Below are 21,837 nucleotides of genomic sequence, written 5' to 3' on the forward strand. Positions count from 1 at the left end.
ATCCTCTTTTCTCATAATTATTTACCTTCTTTTTCAGTGATATATGCCCATTTGTAGCTGAATTGTGAACCAACATTGTGCTTATAAATATTGTGTACAGTTGGACGTTGTAAGAATGATCTTCCTCGTTGATACATTGGTACAAGTGCTGTTTCATCCTCAAGTAAGATTTTTTCTGCTTTCGCCATTTCTTCCCAACGCTTTTTCTGATCTGTTAGCCATTCACCTTGTGATTTCTTAATGATCTCATCATATTTCGCATTTGAATAGCTCATCTCGTTTTGCGGATTTCCTGTTTGGAACATATCTAAGAATGTCATTGGATCGGCATAATCTGGGTTCCAGCCCGCATAAGTTAGATCATAATCTTGTGCTGTTTCTAATTTTAACTTTTGCTTAAACGGCTGAAGCTTTATACTAATTTTTAAACCTGGTAAGTTCTTCTCAAACTGCTCTTTTAAATACTCACCAACTTTCTTTGCATTATCGTCATCATAGTTTAAGAATTCAACTGTTACTTCTTCTTTACCCAATTCTTTTTTCGCTTCGTCCCAAAGCTGTTTCGCTTTCTTTACATCCGTTTTGATGCCTGTAGATTTAAATGTTTCACGGTAATCTTTTTCACCTGGTCCCACAGCAAACTTTTCTGGAATAAGGGCGTCTACTGGTTTAGAACCATCATTTAAAATAACATTTGCTAACGCTTTTTTATCAAATGCTAGTGCAATTGCTTGACGAGCTTTCTTATTCTTAAATACTGTATCTTGACCATTACGTTTTTGGTTTAAACGTATGAAGAATGTTGACGGTTCTAGCAGTGTTCCAAATTCATCTTTATTTGCTTTAAACTTATCAACATATTCAGACGTTAAATTAACGCGATCAAGTTGACCACTTTCATACAAGTTCACACGAGTAGATTGTTCTTTTACAACGCTCCAATTAATTTCATCCAACTTAACTGTCGCTTTATCCCAATACTGATCATTCTTCTGTAATTTCCAGCCTTGTTCATGCTTCCATTCTTTCATTTTAAATGGTCCATTATACACCATCTTATCAGCTTCTAAACCGTATTTATCTCCATGTTCTTTTACAACTTTTTCATTTAACGGTAAGAAAGACGTAAATGCTGTTAAGCCAAGGAAATACGGAACAGGGTTATCTAATTCTACTTCTAATGTATAATCATCTACTGCTTTTGCACCTAAAGAATCAACTGCTGCTTTGCTTTCATTAATTGCTTTTGCGTTTTTTATATCATACATAATGAATGCATATTCAGCTGCTGTTTTCGGATTTAGAAGACGCTGCCATGCAAAGACAAAGTCTTTTGCCGTTACAGGATCTCCATTTGACCATTTTGCATCTTTACGAAGTTTAAATGTATATTTTTTACCATCATCGCTCTTTTTATAAGATTCTGCGATACCTGGAATCGGCTTATTATCTTTATCAAGACGATATAACCCTTCCATCGTATTCCCTAAAATAAGGGAAGAAACTGTATCGGTTGATTTTGAAACATCCATTGAAGGGATTTCATTTGCTTCTACTAAGTTTAACACTTGTTTTGCTGCTAACTTACCTTCTGGTTGTTTGTCTCCATTTTTTGGCTCTGTGCTTGCTTTTTTGTCCCCTGCCCCAGAACATGCTGTTAGTGCCACACTCATTGCTAATACTGGTGCTACTACAGCTGTAATTCTTTTCATCTTTTTTTTCATTTTGTACCCTCCCTAATTTATATGTAAGATAGTAACTATGAAAAAATTTTTAATAGCTTTATGTTTCTAAATAGTTATCAGAAAATTCCTATTAATTAACATTCTACCGTTTTTTTCTATTTTGTAAAGTTATATTATCTAAAAAATCTAAAAAATCTAAAAATTATATTATTACAGTAATCTTTATAATCATTCTACGAAATAAAGTGAAACTTCCATTTCGTGTAGTACCGCTTATATATTAATCACTCTTCCAAATGTGTACAGCGAAAAGAGAATACGATATCGTATTCTCTTTTTAAATGATTATTTACTGTCTTTTTCAGTGATATATGCCCATTTGTAGCTGAAATCTCCCCCAACATTATGCTTGTAAATATTGTGTACAGTTGGACGTTGTATGAAGGAAGCTCCACGTTGGTAAATTGGTGCAATTGCAGCTTCATCAAGTAATATTTTCTCTGCCTTTGCAAGTTGTGCCCAACGAATTTTCGGTTGAGTTAATAAATCTGTTTTACCCTTTTTAACAATCTCATCATACTCCTTATTTGAAAAACTCATTTGATTATGAGAGTTTGTCGTTTCGAACATATCAATATATGTCATCGGATCTGCATAATCAGGACCCCAACCACCGAAAGAAATATCGAAGTCTTGTGCTGTTTCTAATTTTAATTTTTGTTTAAACGGTTGATTTTTCAAGTTGATTTTTAAGCCTGGTAAGTTTTTCTCTAACTGCTCTTTTAAGTACTCACCAAGTTTTTTCGAATTGTCGTTATCAAAGTTTAATAATTCTAGAGTAATTTCATTCTTTCCTAATTCTTTTTGTGCTTCTTCCCAAAGCTTTTTTGCTTCCTTCGTATCAAATGCTACAGATTTTACATCACCGTTCACTTTACGGAAGTCTTTATCATCCGGACCTTTTACAAATTCAGTTGGTACAAGATAATCTGCTGGTATAGAACCGTTATTTAAAATTACACTTGCCAACGCTTTCTTATCAAACCCTTTTGCAATCGCTTGACGAAGCTTTTTATTTTTTAAAGGTGTATCTTGTTCTTTCATTCGTTTTTGATTTAAGCGTAAGAAGAACGTAGATGCCTCTACATAAGTTCCAAATTCATCTTTTCTCGATTTAAATTTATCTACATATTCAGCACTTAAACCTATGCGATCCATTTGACCACTTTCGTATAAGTTAACGCTAGTTGATAATTCTTTTACGACACTGAAATTAATTTCTTCTAACTTAACTGTTTTCTTATCCCAATATTGATCATTTTTCTTCAGCTTCCATCCTTGTTCATGTTTCCATTCTGTCATTGCGAATGGACCATTGTACACTAACGTGTCTGCTTCTAAACCGTATCTATCACCTTTTTCTTTTACAACTTTTTCATTTAACGGATAGAAAGATCCAAATGTTGTTAATTGAATGAAGTATGGAACTGGATTGTCTAATTCCACCTCTAATGTATAGTCATCAACAGCTTTTACACCTAAAGAATCTGCTGGTTGTTTGCCTTCGTTAATTGCCTGTGCATTTTTCACATCATACATAATGAATGCATATTCAGCAGCCATTTTTGGATCTAACAAACGTTGCCATGCAAAAACGAAGTCTTTTGCTATTACAGGATCTCCATTTGACCATTTTGCATCTTTACGAAGTTTAAATGTATATTTTTTACCATCATCGCTCTTTTTATATGATTCTGCGATACCTGGAATCGGCTTATTATCTTTATCAAGACGATATAACCCTTCCATTACATTGTTTAGTGTAAGGAAAGACACTGCGTCCGTTGCTTTAGAAGAATCCATTGATGGAATTTCTTGTGTTTCTACTAAGTTTAACACTTGTTTTGCCGCTAACTTACCTTCTGTTTGTTTGTCTTCCTTTTTCGGATCTGTACTTTCTTTTTTGTCCCCTGTCCCAGAACATGCTGTTAGCGCCACGCTCACCGCTAATACTGGTGCTACTACAGCTGTAATTTTTTTCATCTTTTTTTTCATTATTGTACCCTCCCTAATTGTTATGTACGATACTAACTACGAGGAATTTTCTGCTCTATTTCTTTGTTCTGTAAAGTTATTTTTCATAAATTCAAAAATATTCCATTACAGTATAATAATCATTCTATAAAATGAACCAATAAAATAGCCCCTTCACTATATGAATGCTATAACTCTTTTGTTTATTACTAATTTGTTAAACTTGTATGGAACAATTATTTATATGAATCCATTTTAATTTTTCGACATACAGATTGCTGCTATGCAGAAAAAAAGATTCTGCACTCGTTTTCTCCCTTTGTTTGAGCTTTGCATGCAGCAGAAAAAGGCTCTGACCGCTACTATACATAGTCAGTCCCTCAGGGCCAGTTGCTCTCGTCTCCTCCTCTAAAAAATTGGTTTTTATATCATTTTTCAATTTGTATTTATATAAGTTGCTGAAAGACATCGTAAATTACTATTTCAATCATAAAGCCGTTATTACAACAAAAAACAACCTTATCTCAATTGAATAGTGAAATAAGGTTGTTTGTATTTTATATAATATTTATATTGCATCTTTATAAAGGTAAGTCTCTTCTCTTAAACAACATAACAGCCACTAGAAAAAGAATACAAGACGCTGCAAGTAACCCAATGCTTGCCGGCCATATGTTATACGTTCCATCCACAATTTCTTGCGGGCGATACAAATTAAATATAGATAGATTTCTCATCCATTCTAATTTCTCACTCAATTTCCCTAGCATATCTAATCCATAAAATAATACTGTTATACCTGTAGAAATACTTAACGCTTTCTTTTCATCATTCAGTAAACAGGAAAAGAGAAATGAATAGGCACAAATAACAAGAAATACGAGTCCACCTAGAAAATTAAGTTTTAAAAATAGTACTTTATCAAGAGATACTTTTTCAATTAGCCACTCTGCCCCTGCTAAACCGCCAAGATAAGTAGCGATAACGATTGTAAATAAGCCGATGATTAAGACGGATGCCTGTGTCGAAATTACCTTTGTACGTGAAACAGATGTCGATAATAAATAAGCCATCGAACCTCTATCAACTAGATGAGCAACGAGTTGTGTCGTTGCTAAAATACTATATACTATTAATAGCAAAACAAAGATTAACCCATAATATTCTCCAGCTAAAAAATCACTCAATTGGTTAAACCCTTTTTCAAACCCTACTGCTTTTAAAACCCCTTTCGGCATCGCTTTCATGATTTCCTCTATTCCCTTTGCTGATGAAAGCGATGGAAAGATCCAGATGAGTAACCATAAATAAAGAACAGAGCCAACAGAATAGTTCAAAATCATTTTTGCATTTGCTTTTAAACTTGCAACAAATAGCGCTTTACTCATAATCGATCTTCTCCTTCCGCATCATAATAATGCATAAAGATATTTTCTAAATCCATTGTTCTCACCTGAAAACCAATTATATCGTGCTGCGCTAATGTTTGAAGAAGCTCATTATAATTTCCTTGTACAATAATAGAAGCTGTATTCCCTTGTACACTCTCAATTTGCAGCGATGTTTTCTTTAATGATTGCAAATCTTTGTGCGAAGATACTGTTACGTCAATCACTTGCCTTTGTTTCGCTCGCAAATCATGAATATTTTCAACCGTTAATAATCGTCCTTCTTTAATAATCCCCACTCGGTCACAAGTTCGTTCAATTTCTGTAAAAATATGGGAAGACATGAAAATGGTTTTCCCTTTTTGTTTTTCTTCTAAAATAAGATCTACAAATAACTGCTGCATGAGCGGATCTAAACCTGAAGTCGGTTCATCTAAAATGAGTACATCAGGATCATGCATAAAGGCTGCTACAATCCCTACCTTTTGTTTCATTCCTTTAGACATTTTTCGAATAGGTGTTTTCACATCAAACTGAAAGCGTTCAATTAATTCATCACGGCGGCCGTTATTCTTCATCCCACGCATCCCTTGCATAAGTTGTAAAAATTCCAGTCCGTTCATTCCTTCAATAAAAGAAATCTCTCCTGGTAAGTAACCAACACTTCTTTGAATTTTTGCTGCGTCTTTCCAACAATCAAGTCCAAAAATCGTCGCTGTTCCAGAAGTAGGTTGTATAAAACCCATTAAATTACGAATTGTTGTTGATTTTCCAGCTCCATTGGGGCCTAAATAACCAAATACTTCTCCTTCTTTTACTTGAAATGAAACATCGAATAAACCTTTTCCGTTTGAAAATTGTTTCGTTACATTTTGAACAATTAACATAAAATCACCCCTTTTTTGAAATATTTAATATATCATATTTCAAAATTATTATACCCCTCCATTGCAAAGGAATCAATATTTTTTGAAATTAAATAAAGCCTATATTTCAAAATTGTTGTTTCTATTCTTAATATCTTGTATATTTGAGTAGAGGTGATTTAATATGAACGGTTTCGAAAAGGTAAAAAAAAAGAAAAAACAAGCCATTAAAGCCGCTGCCTTAGAGTTATTTTCTAAACATGGGTATAAAGATGTAAAAATAGAAGCTATTGCAAAGCAAGCTAAAGTTTCACAAGTTACAATATATAATCATTTTGGGAGCAAAGATGCTTTATTTCACGAACTCATTCAAGAGTTTACAATTCAAGAGGTCCATTATTATGAAGAACTGTTAACGAGCGACTTATCTTTTCAAGAGAAAATGCAGCGCATTATGACTCGAAAATTACAAAGTATACAACGTTTACACCCTGAAATGATTGAACAAGCGATGCAAACAGATGAAGAATTGCGTAATTTTCTATTTACATATCAAAATGAAAAAGCGCTTCCCCTTTTTCTTCGCTTTATTGAAGAGGCACAGCAAAAAGAAGAAATTAATCCACATCTTTCAAAAGATATGATTTTGTTATATATCAATATGTTTTCTAAAATGAGTGATCAATTCGTTACACACTTAATCGGTGAAGATCGTGAACAACAAACTAAAAAAATCCTCACAATGTTTTTCTATGGACTTTCTAATCCAAACTAAAAACCCGGCCTCGGCCGGGTTTTCCCATTATTTACTTACTTCTCCTTCTTGCTTTCCTGGATATTTCGCACCTTCGTACTTATAGATGTAAACTTTAGCAAATTTGTTATCACCTTTATCGTCGAAGGCTACTTTCGTAATTACGCCATCGTATTCTTTTATAGCACGAACGGCATCGCGCACTTGTTCACGTGTTGGATACTTACCGTCATTTTTCTTAATAGCATCTTTTATTCCTTGTAAAATAACACCAGCTGAATCATATCCGTATGCAGAGTATGCTTCCACATCTTTTTTAAATTTCTCTTTATATTCTGTTACAAATGCTTTTCCTTTCTCTGTTACTGTTGGCGCTGTCGCTACTGTTGTATAATACGTATCCTTTAATCCATCTTTTGCAACTTCTCCCATTATTGGAGAATCGATACCGTCACCACCCAAAATTGGTGCTGCAACCCCTTTTTCACGCGCTTGTTTTACTAAAACGGATCCTTCTGAATACATACCACCAAAATACACAAGGTCTGGCTTTTTCGCGACAACTTGGTTTAACACGCCACTAAAATCTTTCTCACCAACTGTAATCCCTTCATAACCGACTATTTTTGCGCCTAGCTTTTCTGCTTCTTTTTTAAATGCGTCGGCTAACCCTGTACCATATGCGGTTTTATCTTGAATTACAAAAATATTTTTTGACTTTATTGTTTCAAGCGCATATTTCGCTGCCGCCGGACCTTGGAAATCATCTCTTGCAACAAGGCGTGAAACAGTCTTTAATCCACGTTCTGTTAATTCAACTGCCGTACTTGATGGTGATACCATAACAAGATTTGCTTTCTCATACGTTTCTGAAGCGGCAATTGATACACCTGACATTAAATGCCCGACAACGCCTAATACGTCTTTATCAGCCGCGACAGACTGAGCATTTGCAACCCCTTTTTTCGGGTCACCTTGATCATCTTGCGGTACAAATTGTAATTCAAAACCTAGTTTTTTAAATTCTTCTTTTTGTTTCTCTACTGCAAGCTGCGTTCCAAGCTTAATAGATTCTCCAAACGCAGCTGATCCACCAGAAAGTGGGGATTCAGAAGCAATTTTAATTACTTTACTTGTCCTTGCTTCATTTTTCGTAGAGGCTGAATTATCATTTCCTTTACCCGTACACCCTGCCATCATTCCCGCTAATAAAACCCCTGATAACAAAAGAGATATTTTTTTCTTCACAGTACTCCCCCTAATTTTGTAATATTTTTAATATTTAAAATATTAATCTATACATAAAGGTAGTACAATAAAAATCGTTAGTGTTTTCTCGTATAATTCCGACATGATATGCTAACATTCAAAAAGAGTCAGTGTATACACCGACTCTACCATTTCACTATAATTCCATGCTGACTACTTTGTAAGCAAGCTGTAATAACACGAATTACATTTAGAGCTTCCTCTGCTGTAACAGGCGGCACTTCTTGTTTCATTATTGCATCTCGGACACCTTTATAATAGTTCTCATAACATCCTATTTCTGTTGGAACACGAATCTCTTGTTCCTCTGTAGAAAGAACAGCATACATAGGCATAGCATCTCCTCCATATCCTTCATCACCAGGTTTCTTTCCTGCCTTTAGCTGTTCTTCTTGAGAATCCATTCCATATTTAACAATCGATCCTTTCTCACCGTGAATGCTAAAATGTGGTCCTGCAAATTTAACGTGACTACCACTATGAAGAATAACACGCATTTCTTCATAATAAAGAATAATATGAAAATAATCATCTATTTGCGCTCCTGGACGTTGATTGACAACATCTGCATAAACCGCTTCCGGCATCCCAAACAAATGTAACGCTTGATCTATAAGATGTGAACCTAAATCAAACAGTATTCCTGAGCCTGGCAATTTGTGTTCTCGCCAACGATCGCGAACATGCGGACGAAATCTGTCAAAATGAGCTTCATATGTATAAACTTTACCAATTTTATTATCTTGTAACAGTTTATAAATTGTTCTGAAATCGTTATCAAAGCGGCGATTATGATACACACTTAACACAACACCATGCTGCTTCGCTAATTCTATCAATTCTTCTCCTTCTTCAACAGAAACAACAAAAGGTTTTTCAACGACAACATGTTTACCATGCAACATTGCCTTTTTTGAATATTCAAAGTGCGTTGTGTTAGGAGATGTAATGATGATAAGATCAATATTTTCTTGCATAACAAGCTCATCGATTGTTGTCACAACTTCTACATGTGGAAATGATGCTTTTACTTTCTCTTCTTGTGAAGATACAATCGTACGAATTTCGTAGTCTTCGATTGTTTGCAGCAGCGGAATATGGAAGGTTGTACTAGAAAATCCGTAACCTACAACCCCAACACCTATTTTGTTCATAAAACCCCTCCAAATTATATATAGACTATAATGAATTTTTATTATATCAACTTATCTTTTTTCTACATAATGTTTTGCTTTTTATAATGGCAACATAGATGAACATGCAAAAAAGCCACCCTACTTAGGGTAGCCCCCATATTATGCTAAATACGCTTCTTTCACAAATTCATTATGCATCAATGATTTTCCTTCTCCTACCATTTTAATTTCCCCCGTCTGAATCACATAGCCACGATGTGCAATTTGCAACGCTTGATACGCATTTTGTTCAACAAGTAGAATCGTCATTCCTTCTTTATTTAGCTCTGAAATAATTTCAAAGATTTGCTCAACAATAATTGGCGCAAGTCCCATTGAAGGCTCATCTAACATAAGTAAATGAGGCCCGCTCATAAGCGCACGTCCAATCGCAAGCATTTGCTGTTCACCACCACTCATCGTACCGCCCTTTTGTTCTAGCCGTTCTTTTAACTTTGGAAAGTAGTGAAAAGTACGCTCCATCCGTTCCTTCACTATTCTCTTATCCTTTACTGAAAATGCTCCCATCTCCAAATTCTCTTTTACTGTTAGGCGTGAAAAAATACGTCTTCCCTCTGGTACATGAGCAATTCCGGATAAGGCTGTTACGTGCGGAGATTGTTTCGTAATCTGTTTACCCTCAAACGAAATTTCTCCTGACTTCGGTATAACAAGGCCACTAATCGACTTTAATGTTGTTGATTTTCCAGCGCCATTGCATCCAATAAGCGTTACAATTTCACCTTTTCCTACAGAAATATTAATTCCTTTTAACGCGTGAATACCACCATAATACGCATTTATATTTGTAAGCTCTAGCAAAATACTCCCCTCCTTGTTTATCTTTTTTCACTTTATTCTAAATTACTTCTCTAACACGGCACTTTTCCCTAAATACGCTTCAATAACTTTTGGATTGTTACGAATATCTTCCGGGCTTCCTTCTGCAATTTTTTCACCGTGATCTAATACAATGATATGCTCAGAAATCTCCATGACAAGTTTCATATCATGTTCAATTAATACGATTGTAATGTCCAGTTCTTCACGCATACGGTAAATAAGAGCTGTTAATTCTTTCGTTTCTTTTGGATTCATTCCAGCTGCTGGCTCATCCAATAGTAATACTTGCGGTTTCGTCGCAAGCGCTCTAGCAATTTCAAGGCGACGCTGTGCCCCGTACGATAAATTTTGCGCTTCTTCATTTAATAAGTGCGCTAAACCAACATATTCTAGAAGCCCATATGCTTTTTGCTGTGCTCGTTCTTCTTCTCTCGTTACCCCTGGCAAATGTAACAAAATCCCCAACAGATTACTTTTTAAATGATTGTGAAGTCCTACCATTACATTTTCAAGTACCGTCATATTGTGAAAAAGACGAATATTTTGAAACGTACGAGCAATACCATGCTTTGAAATATTATGTGGCTTGAAAGCAGTTATCCTTTCTTCCCCAAGGAGAATGTCACCTTCATCTGGCTTATATACACCTGTTACCATATTAAAAAACGTCGTTTTCCCTGCTCCGTTCGGTCCAATTACAGCTGTAATCGACCCTTTTTTTACTTTCATATCAACACTTTTCACTGCAACAAGTCCGCCAAATCGCTTTGTAATATTTCGAACTGTTAAAATCGTCATATTCTCACCCCTAGGCTCCAAATACATTCTCTTTTTGTGTTTGCGATTCGCTTTGTTTTATCCCACTTTTTTTCAACTGCTCTTCATTAAATTTCCGATTTTTTGCAGGTATGAGTCCTTGTGGTCGATATAAAGCAAATAAAATTAAAATTCCGCCAAAGATGAAGCGTTGCATTTTAGCTGGAGAAAGTGCATCCGGAATCGCAATCGTTCCACTTAAGTTTAATTGGTTTAACCAGTTTGTTAATTCAGTAAGTACCTGTAAATTTAAAATTGTCATAACAGCTGCTCCTAAAATAACCCCTGGCACACTCCCCATACCACCAAGCAATACCATAACAAGAATGGTAATCGATTCTAGTAATGTAAAACTTGTTGGATCGACAAAAGTTTGTTTTGCGGCAAAGACAACACCCATCATTCCAGAAAATGAGGCACCGATTGCAAAGGCTAGCAGCTTTGTTTTCACAAGCGGAATTCCCATTGCTTGAGCTGCAATTTCATTTTCACGAACTGCCTTCCACGAGCGGCCTATTTTCGAAAACTCTAATCGTTTTACAATAAAGATTACGAGTAGTAAAATACAAAGCACAATGTAATACACTTGACTCGATTGCAAAAATGTAAACCCGAATAAAGAAGGTGGTTTTACAGAAGATAAACCCATTGCACCGTTCGTAATATTGACTGGTTTATCTAAATTATTAAAAATAATACGGATAATCTCTCCAAATCCAAGTGTCACAATCGCTAAATAATCACCTTTCACACGCAACACTGGTATGCCTAGTAAGACCCCAAACACTGCCGCAATAAAACCGCCTAGTAAAATGAAAATCCAAAAACTTTCTCCTGACAATGGGTAATGACCAAATGGCATAAAGTTATTTGCTTGCGCTGTTGCAAAAATACCGTATGTGTAAGCTCCAATTGCAAAAAAAGCAACAAATCCTAAATCTAGCAATCCAGCAAAGCCGACAACGATATTTAACCCTAGCGCCATTGCAATATAAATTCCAACTAATGTTGCTACTTCCATATAAGACTGAAAGGCCGGCCCACCGCTTGCTGTGAATGGAAGCAATATAATTAACACAAACAATCCTATTAACCATTTCCATTTACTGTGTAAATTCGTGTAATATAACAATAAAAGAGACAATAGTAATAGTAGAAATGCTGTTACTGATTTTTGTGCAAAATATAAACTTGCAGCAGTTATACCCACATAAAGGACTAACAGTATAAGTTGCAACTTCGTATTTTCCCTTATCATTTCTAACCATTTTGTCATTATGATCACCTACACTTTCTCGGCAACTGCTTTGCCAAAAATGCCTTCTGGTTTAAATATTAAAACGAGAATTAAAATTCCAAAGGCAAAAACATCCTTATATTCAGCACCCAATATTCCAGAAGATAAAATAGATAAATTTGCAGCGGCGAACATTTCTAGTAATCCAAGCAATATACCGCCAACCATTGCACCTCGAATATTACCAATCCCTCCCAAAACTGCTGCTGTAAAAGCTTTTAATCCTAAAATAAAGCCAATGTACGGATCTATTGTTCCGTATTGTACAGCAAACAAAACACCTGTTGCTCCGCCAAGTGCGGAACCGATAAAAAACGTTAGAGAAATTACCTTGTTCACATTTACTGACATTAAAGAAGCAGTATCACGATCTTGCGCAACAGCACGCATCGCCATTCCCCATTTTGTTTTATTGACGAAAAAATCTAAAGAGAGCATCATAATAACCGCAAGAGCGAGCAGAATAAGTGAGGATGTTTTTATTTGAGCGTTATTAAAAGAAGACATAATTGCTGAAGCTTGTACTGTAATTTGATCATTGAATAAAGTAGGACCTGTTATAATGTAATTTCCTTTTTTTAATTCAGCAATAAAGCGAACGAGATCTTGCAGTAGAAAAGAAACACCAATTGCTGTAATTAACGTAATCAGTTTCGGTGCTTTTCGAAGCGGTCGATACGCAACCCTTTCAATGCCCATCCCAAGAAAACCCGTTATAAGAGATGTTGCAACTAAAACAAGTAACAATGCTAACAGAGCTGGCATAACTGTCATTAGGCCAAACCCCATAAAAACAAGAAAAATTGTTGTCCCAATAAAAGCACCCGTCATAAAAATTTCTCCATGTGCAAAATTGATAAGTTCTAATATCCCATATACCATCGTATATCCTAATGCAACAACCGCATACACTGCACCAAGTGTTAATCCGTCAATTAGCACTTGAGGAAGGGTATGCATGATTTCTCCGAACATAGAAATTCCTCCCCTTTATTTTTCTCTAAAAAAGGTACGGAACATAAGCACCGTACCCATATCATCTTACTTTTTCTCTACTTCTCCTTCCTGTCTTCCTGGATACTTTTGCTCTGCAAATTTATAAATATATACTTTTGCAAACTTATTATCCCCCTTGCTATCAAACCCTACGTTTGTTACCGCTCCTTCAAAACTATTTGTTTTCCGAACAGTATCACGTACTTGTTGCCTTGTTGGCATTTTGTTGTTATTTGCTTTAATCGTATCTTTGACTCCTTGCAGTAGTACACCCGCAGCATCATATCCATAAGCCGAATATCCTTCTACTTCTTTATTAAATTTTCTCTTATAATCATCTGCAAACTTCTTTCCTCTTTCTGTCGTTTTCGGATCAGCAGCGATAGAAGTGTAATACGTATTCTCAATAGAATTACCTGCAATTTCTACCATCGTTGCTGAATCCATACCATCACCGCCCATAAACGGAACCGTAAGACCTTTTTCACGCGCTTGCTTCACTAACAGTCCACCTTCTGCATAGAGACCACCAAAATAAATTAAATCTGGTTTTTTCGCGAGTACTTTATTTAACACACCGTTAAAATCTTTTTCTCCAACCGTAATAGATTCATAACCTGCAATTGTTCCACCTAATTTTTCAACTTCTGTTTTAAATGCTTTAGCTAAACCGGTTCCATAAGCTGTTTTATCATCAATAATAAAGATGCTTTTTGCCTTCAATGTTTTCAATGCAAACTCTGCCCCAGCAGGACCTTGAAAATCATCTCTTGTACATATACGATTTACTACTTTCAAATTACGATCCGTTACTTCAACAGCAGTATTTGTAGGTGATACCATAACAACATTATTTTTTTCATACACTTCAGAAGATGGGATTGCAACACCAGAATTCATATGGCCAACGACACCGAGTATTTCTTTGTCAGCACCAATAATCTGTGCGTTTGCAACACCTTTTTTCGGATCTGCCTGATCATCATATGGCACGAACTTTAGTTCATACCCTAATTTTTTAAACTCTTCTTTTTGTTCTTCTATTTTCAATTGTGCACCAAGTTTAATTGCTTCTCCTTGCGTTGCAGAACCGCCAGAAAGTGGTGATTGCGTTGCTATTTTTATGACCTTTCCATCACCAGATTCCGTACTTGTTGTATTAGCATCACCATTTGTTTTATTACCGCATCCTGTTAATATGCCAAACATACATACCGCCGAAAGAACAAAAGCGAAATTTTTCTTTTTTATCACCCATATACCCCCATCTTTATTTTTTCTGAACATTTAAAATATTTAGTTAAATGATAATGGAAGTATATTATTTATACAACCACTATCCTAAGACAAATTCAGACAAAAACGCCCGACTCATATAATGAATCGGGCGTTTTCTTACTGTTCTTTTTTCTGCGGCCACGTTTCGACAACAAGACCAACATCACTTACATCTATTAATAAACTTCCGTTACTGTAACGATCTTTATTCCGAAGTGTTTGCGGATCAATTTCTTCTACCATTTGTTTTTCTGTCCGCATACAAACGACTTCATCACCTCGAACGACTTCCACACCGACAATTCGATATGGATTCTTTTTCAATTCTTTAAAGATAACAAGACCTCGTTTTGCTCTTGTTGATTTTTCAATTTCTGCTGCTTTTAATCGTTTTACTGCCCCCCGCTGTGTAATGAGAACGAGCGAATCTTTTTCAAAATTAACAGGAAGACCGCATACAACGTAGTCATCTTCCTTCACATTCATTCCTTTCACACCAGCTGCCCGCACACCAACTGGGCTCACTTCTTCTTCATTGAAAATAAGTGCATAGGCACGGTGCGTAGCAAGAAGAATATCTTGCGTTCCATCTGTAACAAAAATATCGACGACTGCATCGTCTTTCTTTAAATTAACCGCGACAAATGCACGCGAATAACGCTGCACTTTATATTGATTTAGTTCTGTTTTCTTAATCATGCCATTTCTAGTGACAAACGTAATAAATCGCTTTTCTTCCTCAAAATTTGGAACAACAGTTGCATAGACGAGTGTTTCATCACGGTCAAGCGAGACAATATTCGCTACGTGCTGTCCTAAGTCTTTCCAGCGAATATCTGGCATTTCGTACACTGGAAGATACATATAATTCCCTTTATTTGTAAATAAAAGGACCGTTTCCGTCGTATTTGTTTCAAAGCGCTCTAATACTAAGTCGCCTTCTTTCATACCAAAGTCTTTTCCATTGGAAGCATTATGAGAGCGCCAACTTGTACGCTTTACATACCCTTCCTTCGTTACTGTCACAATTACATCTTCTTGTGGAATCATGACTTCCACATCAATCTTAATTTCTTCAATTTCTTCTTCAATCACAGAACGACGATCGTTACTATACGTTTTCTTAACCCTCTTCAAATCTGTTTTAATGACTTGGAGAAGCTTCTTCTCACTTTGAAGAATAGCTTGCAATTCCGAAATTTTCTGTTGTAATTCTTCAGCCTCTTTTTCAAGGGCTGTAATATCTGTATTTGTTAAACGATACAATTGCAGCGACACAATTGCTTCTGCTTGTACTTCTGTAAATGAGAATTTTGCAATTAAGTTATCTTTCGCATCACGCTTATCTTTCGAAGCACGAATTACAGCAATAACCTCATCTAAAATAGAGAGAGCTTTCATTAAACCTTCTACAACATGTTGTCGTCTCTCTGCCTTGTTTAATTCATATTGTGAACGGCGTGTAACAACTTCCTTTTGATGTCCAATGTAAGAATCTAAAATTTTCGGGAGTGTCATCAAAGTCGGCCGGCGATTATAAATCGCTACCATATTGAAATTGTATGGTATTTGTAATTCTGTATTTTTATATAAATAATTTAAAATACCTTCTGCATTGGCATCTTTTTTCAATTCAATAACAATTCGAAGACCTGTACGATCTGTTTCATCACGCACTTCAGCAATTCCATCTAACTTCTTATCTAAACGAAGTTCATCCATTTTCTTTACAAGATTCGCTTTGTTTACTTCATAAGGAATTTCTGTAATAACAATTTGCTGTTTTCCACCGCGAATTGTTTCCACTTCTGCTTTTCCGCGAATAATGATTTTTCCTTTTCCAGTTTCATACGCCTTCTTAATACCATCAAGGCCTTGAATAATTCCACCTGTCGGGAAATCTGGTCCTTTGATGACTGTTAATAACTCATCAACATTACAGTTTGGCTTATCAATGCGCATCATCGTCGCATCAATAACTTCTCCAAGATGATGCGGTGGAATCTCAGTTGCATAACCAGCTGAAATTCCCGTAGATCCGTTCACTAGAAGGTTGGGAAACATAGCTGGTAATACAACTGGTTCTTCACTTGTATCATCAAAGTTTGAAACAAATTCCACTGTTTCTTTATCAATATCGCGCAATAACTCTGAAGCAATCGGTGATAAACGAGCTTCTGTATAACGCATCGCCGCTGCTGGATCTCCGTCGACACTACCATTATTTCCATGCATTTCAACTAATACGTTTCGTACTTTCCAATCTTGACTTAAACGCACCATTGCTTCATACACGGAAGAATCACCGTGGGGATGATAATTACCAATTACGTTACCAACTGTTTTTGCAGATTTACGAAATGGTTTATCGTGAACATTTCCTTCCACATACATGGAATATAAAATGCGGCGTTGTACTGGTTTTAAACCGTCGCGTGCATCTGGAAGTGCACGATCTTGAATAATATATTTACTATAACGTGCAAAGCGATCGCCAAGCACATCTTCAAGCGGGAGGTCATGAAACTTCTCTGCCTGCATGTTATTCCACCTCCGTTGCCATAATCATTTCATTTTCTAGAATATTACCTTCTTCTTGCATACCAAACTGAACATTGCGTTCAATCCATTTACGGCGGGGCTCTACTTTATCGCCCATCAATGTTGTCACACGTCGTTCCGCTCTTGCAGCATCATCAATTTTCACGCGAATTAATGTACGCGTCTCTGGATTCATCGTTGTTTCCCATAATTGATCTGCATTCATTTCACCAAGACCTTTGTAACGCTGAATTGTATAACCTTTACCAACCTTCTGTATCGCGCCACCTAACTCTTCATCTGACCAAGCATATTCAATGACTTCTTTCTTTCCTGTCCCTTTACTTACTTTGTATAAAGGAGGAAGTGCAATGAATACTTTCCCTGCTTCAATAAGTGGTTTCATATAGCGATAGAAGAATGTTAATAATAGCACTTGAATGTGCGCTCCATCTGTATCCGCATCGGTCATAATAACAATTTTGTCATAGTTGATATCCTCAACTGAAAACTCTGCTCCAACACCGCCGCCAATCGCATAAATAATCGTGTTAATCTCTTCATTTTTGAAAATATCCGCTAGTTTGGCTTTCTCTGTATTAATTACTTTACCGCGAAGTGGCAGAACAGCTTGGAAACGACGATCACGGCCTTGCTTTGCAGAACCGCCTGCTGAATCACCCTCTACTAAATATAGTTCGTTCTTTTGCGGATTACGTGATTGTGCTGGTGTCAACTTACCACTTAGTGTTCCTTCTGAACGTTTTTTCTTCTTACCGCTTCGTGCTTCTTCACGTGCTTTTCTTGCTGCCTCGCGTGCTTGCGCTGCTTTGACTGCTTTTTTCAAAAGAAGCGTTGCCACATCTGGATTTTCTTCTAAAAAATACGCTAAATGCTCTGATACAACAGCATCAACGGCTGAACGTCCTTCACTTGTTCCAAGCTTCCCTTTCGTTTGCCCTTCAAATTGAAGCAACTCTTCAGGAACACGAATGGAAACAATTGCAGCTAATCCTTCACGAATATCTGTTCCTTCTAAATTTTTATCTTTCTCTTTTAACAACGAAACTTTACGTGCATACTCGTTAAAAACACGAGTCATTGCTGTTTTAAACCCCGCTTCGTGCGTACCACCATCTTTCGTACGTACATTATTGACAAAGGAAAGAATGTTCTCAGAATACCCATCATTAAATTGAAAAGCTAATTCCGCTTCTATACCGTTTTGTTCTCCAGTAAAATATACAACCGGGTGTAAAGAATCTTTCTCTTCATTTAAATATGAAACAAACGCTTCAATTCCCGTTTCATAATGAAAAACATCTTCCAAATCTTTACGTTTATCTTGAAGTACAATTTTCATACCTTTTAATAAAAAGGCTGATTCACGTAATCTTTCGCATAGCGTTTCATAGTTGTAATTCGTTGTGCTAAAAATTGTTTGATCTGGTTTAAAATGAATGGTTGTTCCAGTATCTTTTGCTTTCCCAATTTTCTCAAGCGTTGTAACTGGAACACCACCATTTTCAAAGCGCTGTTCATATACGTAACCATCTCGTTTAATTGTAACAACAAGCCATTCAGACAGTGCGTTTACAACTGAAGCACCAACACCGTGTAAGCCACCACTTGTTTTATAGCCACCTTGTCCAAATTTACCCCCAGCATGAAGTACAGTTAAAATAACTTCTGGTGTAGGCTTTCCAAGCTTATGCATTCCTGTCGGCATACCGCGCCCTTTATCTACTACACTTATACTATTATCTTTATGTATTACTACTTTAATTTCATCACCAAATCCCGCTAATGCTTCATCAACGGAATTATCTACGATCTCATATACTAAATGATGTAATCCGCGGCTATCCGTACTCCCGATATACATACCCGGGCGTTTCCGAACGGCTTCAAGCCCCTCTAGCACTTGAATTGCATCCTCATCATATTGAAACTGACGCTTAGCCAAACTCCTTGCCCCTTCCTATCCAAAAATCAGAACATATGTTTCTTATTATAGAATAACGCCTTTCCCTTACTTTTGGCAAGTCACGTTATATCTTTTATATACTATTTTCATAAGAAAAATCCTTGTTTGTCACAAGGATTCCTCTACGCTACTATTTCAGAAAAGTAATCGTTTGTCAACGAAACATGGATATCTATTCCAAAACAACTACATACTCCACCATTTTATAATTAGCAAAATGATAATCATCCAAAATGGAGTGACAAGCAGCAATCCCCAAAAGCAACCTTTAAAAAACTTCATGATGAACACCTCGTCCATCTGCTTTTCCCTATTGTATGAATAGGAGCCTAATAAACTTCACAATTAAGACTTATCTTGTCATTGCGTGTTCAACTTTAATACAGCGGTCCATAATAACAGTATAGCCTTTTTCTTTCAAAAAATGATATGTTTCTTCGTCTTGTAAACCTAATTGTGCCCAAAATGTTTGCGCTTCAATCTGTACGAACTCTTTTGCAACATCCATTAAAAATTCGGAACGACGAAATACATTGACAATATCAACAGGCTCTTTTATTTCCGTTAGCGATTTTACGGCCCTCTCTCCGAGTACTGTATCTACCCCTGGGTTAACAGGAATAATACGGTACCCTGCATCTTGCATCGCTTTTGACACCATATACGAAGTACGCTCTGGATTATCAGATAATCCAACAACTGCAATCGTCTTACTATTTTTTAAAATCTCTCCAATTTCCGTACGAGTTGGATTTTCAATTGTCATATGTAATCCCTCCTGTTCATTTAGTATAGCTGATAAAGAAAGTCTCTTTCAACATGAAAGAGACTTTCTTTATTAATTCGAGTTAGCAGTAGCAGCTAATGTGACTGTTTTCTTTATTTTCTCACCATTTCGATACGCTGTCACTTCAATTTTATCGCCAACTTTTTTCTTCTCATATAAATATTTACGGAATTGAACTGCATTTTCTACTTTTTGGTCATCAAAGCCAACAACAACATCATATTTTTGCAATCCTGCTTTTTCTGCTGGTGATGCTGGTTCAACCTGTGCTAACAGAACTCCCGCCGTTACATCTTTCGGTAATTTTAATTGACTTAATGCATAGCTTGGGAATTCATCAAGACCCTTTACTCCAACACCCATTACAGGTCGTTTTACTTCACCATATTTTTCAAGGGAGTCAATTACCGGTTTCGCTATATTAATTGGAATCGCAAAGCCAATTCCTTCTACTGCTTGCTGTGCAATTTTACTAGAGTTAATACCGATTACTTCACCATTTTGATTGAATAGTGCACCGCCACTATTCCCTGGGTTAATCGCTGCATCCGTTTGAATGACTTGCGCTTGCCAATCAGGACGTTTGTCATTGTTAATATCAACTGGAATTTCACGATTTTTACTACTGATAATTCCCTCTGTTACACTTCCATCAAAACCAAGCGGGTTACCAATTGCAATCGCAGATTCTCCAGCACGGATTTTATCTGAATTTCCTAGAGTTGCAACTTTGTTAATATCTTTCCCATCAATTTCAACGACAGCTAGATCTAGCCATGGATCTCTTCCTACTAATTTCGCTGCAACATTTTTCCCATTACTTAACTTAACTTCTAATTTATTCGCACCATCTACAACATGGTTATTCGTTACAATCAGTGCTTTATCTCCAACTTTTTTATAAATTACACCTGATCCCGATCCAGCTTCAGCTTCTTGTCCTTGTGCCTCAGCGGAAAATGGATCTACACTTTTTTGAAAGTTAATTACCCCGACAACTACTTCTTTTGCTCCTTCAATCATACCAGGAAGATCTGTTTCACCTTTTGTTTTATTCACAACCGGAACGACCGTTCCCTCTACTTTTGATTTTGAAACAATAGCGTTATTTGTCCAAGGCATATACGGAGCTACAAAACTTATTGTAACGGCACCAATTACAGCACCGACAACCCCTGTGAAAAAATAACCTTTTTTGCTGCGTGTTTTTACAACTTCCGTCCGAGTTTCATTTGTTTCTGGTTGATCATAGTATCCCATAATTTATTTATCCCCTCTCTGCTGATATCGTATTTTCAGTATATATACGATGTGTGTCCTTTCTGTGAACTCATCGTGAAATCCAAACAAAAAAATACTATCATATTCATTGTAGATACAGGTACAAAAAATTGTACACGCAATGAATAAAAAGTTGCTTAAATGGGAACTGATATTTTACTCTTCAAATTTATACCCTACACGAATAACAGTACTAATATGCGTTGCTTTATCCCCTAACTTATTACGAAGTTTCTTAATATGCGTATCGACTGTACGATCATCTCCGAAATAATCATATCCCCAAAGCTGATCTAACAAGTGCTGACGGGATAATACAATCCCTTTATTCTCCATTAAGTAAACAAGTAACTCAAATTCTTTATGTGTTAATATTACTTCCTCACCATCTACCGTTACCGTACGGGACAAACGATTCACATCAATACCGGCAAGTGAAAGCATATTTTCCTCCGCTTGCCCTACTGCACCGTCTGCACGCTTTAGTAATGTCTTGGCACGAGCAACTAAAATTTTCGGACTAAATGGTTTTGTTACATATTCATCCGCTCCTAATTCAAAACCAAGTAAAGTATCATCTTCATCGGAGCGAGCTGTTAGCATAATAATTGGTACGGCCGATTCCTTTCTTACACGTCTACATACAGACCAACCGTCAATTTCTGGTAACATGATATCTAATATAATTAAATCCACAGTATGCTCCGCAAACAGTTCTAATGCTTGCTTGCCATCTTCTGCTTCAATCACTTCAAAGCCTTCATTACGAAAATAATCACTGACAATTTCTCGTAATCTTCTTTCATCTTCAACAAGTAAAACTGTTTTATTCAATCCTAT

At 36.3% G+C, this 21,837-nt stretch carries 16 protein-coding genes and 1 pseudogene; 1 reads left to right on the forward strand and 16 read right to left on the reverse strand.

Annotation, left to right across the window (positions count from 1 at the left end; all coding sequences use genetic code 11):
* Window positions 1–17: 17 nt before the first annotated feature.
* The 4 genes and pseudogenes from H280_RS0114865 to H280_RS0114885 all read right to left on the reverse strand — a co-directional run bounded on the left by H280_RS0114865 (window position 18) and on the right by H280_RS0114885 (window position 5,994).
* Entirely contained in the window at window positions 18–1,724 is a 1,707-nt protein-coding gene (locus tag H280_RS0114865; protein ID WP_020061928.1) for a peptide ABC transporter substrate-binding protein, read from the reverse strand.
* 306 nt (window positions 1,725–2,030) lie between these two features.
* Complete coding sequence (locus tag H280_RS0114870; RefSeq protein ID WP_028411248.1) at window positions 2,031–3,743, reverse strand: peptide ABC transporter substrate-binding protein; 1,713 nt, start codon at window positions 3,741–3,743, stop codon at window positions 2,031–2,033.
* A gap of 557 nt (window positions 3,744–4,300) precedes the next feature.
* Entirely contained in the window at window positions 4,301–5,107 is an 807-nt protein-coding gene (locus H280_RS0114880) for an ABC transporter permease subunit (RefSeq protein WP_020061931.1), read from the reverse strand.
* A pseudogene (locus H280_RS0114885) lies at window positions 5,100–5,994 on the reverse strand (ABC transporter ATP-binding protein). Before H280_RS0114885 ends, H280_RS0114880 begins: the two are co-directional and overlap by 8 nt.
* A 163-nt stretch (window positions 5,995–6,157) precedes the next feature.
* Here H280_RS0114885 and H280_RS0114890 point away from each other — a divergent pair.
* Entirely contained in the window at window positions 6,158–6,748 is a 591-nt protein-coding gene (locus tag H280_RS0114890) for a TetR/AcrR family transcriptional regulator (protein WP_020061933.1), read from the forward strand.
* Window positions 6,749–6,775: 27 nt separating this feature from the next.
* On the opposite strand, the gene H280_RS0114895 is transcribed toward H280_RS0114890, so the two are convergent.
* The 12 genes from H280_RS0114895 to H280_RS0114950 all read right to left on the reverse strand — a co-directional run bounded on the left by H280_RS0114895 (window position 6,776) and on the right by H280_RS0114950 (window position 21,831).
* Window positions 6,776–7,927: a branched-chain amino acid ABC transporter substrate-binding protein gene (locus H280_RS0114895; RefSeq protein WP_051094778.1), complete on the reverse strand. Its 1,152-nt coding sequence runs from the start codon at window positions 7,925–7,927 to the stop codon at window positions 6,776–6,778.
* Between the two features lie 194 nt (window positions 7,928–8,121).
* Window positions 8,122–9,150 carry an oxidoreductase gene (locus H280_RS0114900; RefSeq protein ID WP_020061935.1) on the reverse strand — a complete coding sequence of 343 codons (1,029 nt, stop codon included), beginning with the start codon at window positions 9,148–9,150 and terminating at the stop codon, window positions 8,122–8,124.
* A gap of 141 nt (window positions 9,151–9,291) precedes the next feature.
* Complete coding sequence (locus H280_RS0114905; protein WP_020061936.1) at window positions 9,292–9,993, reverse strand: ABC transporter ATP-binding protein; 702 nt, start codon at window positions 9,991–9,993, stop codon at window positions 9,292–9,294.
* 42 nt (window positions 9,994–10,035) lie between these two features.
* Complete coding sequence (locus tag H280_RS0114910; protein ID WP_020061937.1) at window positions 10,036–10,812, reverse strand: ABC transporter ATP-binding protein; 777 nt, start codon at window positions 10,810–10,812, stop codon at window positions 10,036–10,038.
* Between the two features lie 10 nt (window positions 10,813–10,822).
* Window positions 10,823–12,106, reverse strand: a complete 1,284-nt coding sequence (locus H280_RS0114915; protein ID WP_020061938.1) for a branched-chain amino acid ABC transporter permease — start codon at window positions 12,104–12,106, stop codon at window positions 10,823–10,825.
* Window positions 12,107–12,115: 9 nt separating this feature from the next.
* Window positions 12,116–13,102 (reverse strand): branched-chain amino acid ABC transporter permease, encoded by a 987-nt coding sequence (locus tag H280_RS0114920; RefSeq protein ID WP_020061939.1) that lies wholly within the window; start codon window positions 13,100–13,102, stop codon window positions 12,116–12,118.
* Between the two features lie 66 nt (window positions 13,103–13,168).
* Window positions 13,169–14,377 (reverse strand): branched-chain amino acid ABC transporter substrate-binding protein, encoded by a 1,209-nt coding sequence (locus tag H280_RS0114925; protein ID WP_020061940.1) that lies wholly within the window; start codon window positions 14,375–14,377, stop codon window positions 13,169–13,171.
* A gap of 141 nt (window positions 14,378–14,518) precedes the next feature.
* A complete protein-coding gene (gene parC / locus H280_RS0114930) occupies window positions 14,519–16,942 on the reverse strand; it encodes a DNA topoisomerase IV subunit A (protein WP_020061941.1) in 2,424 nt (807 codons plus the stop codon).
* Window position 16,943: 1 nt separating this feature from the next.
* Window positions 16,944–18,908, reverse strand: coding sequence for a DNA topoisomerase IV subunit B (parE, locus tag H280_RS0114935; protein ID WP_020061942.1), 1,965 nt, complete (start codon window positions 18,906–18,908; stop codon window positions 16,944–16,946).
* A 373-nt stretch (window positions 18,909–19,281) separates the two neighbouring features.
* Window positions 19,282–19,695 carry a CoA-binding protein gene (locus H280_RS0114940; RefSeq protein WP_020061943.1) on the reverse strand — a complete coding sequence of 138 codons (414 nt, stop codon included), beginning with the start codon at window positions 19,693–19,695 and terminating at the stop codon, window positions 19,282–19,284.
* A 72-nt stretch (window positions 19,696–19,767) separates the two neighbouring features.
* Window positions 19,768–20,976 carry a S1C family serine protease gene (locus H280_RS0114945; protein WP_020061944.1) on the reverse strand — a complete coding sequence of 403 codons (1,209 nt, stop codon included), beginning with the start codon at window positions 20,974–20,976 and terminating at the stop codon, window positions 19,768–19,770.
* 177 nt (window positions 20,977–21,153) lie between these two features.
* Entirely contained in the window at window positions 21,154–21,831 is a 678-nt protein-coding gene (locus H280_RS0114950; RefSeq protein WP_020061945.1) for a response regulator transcription factor, read from the reverse strand.
* Window positions 21,832–21,837 lie beyond the last annotated feature (6 nt).

Source organism: Bacillus sp. 123MFChir2, assembly GCF_000383235.1.
GTDB lineage: Bacteria > Bacillota > Bacilli > Bacillales > Bacillaceae_G > Bacillus_A.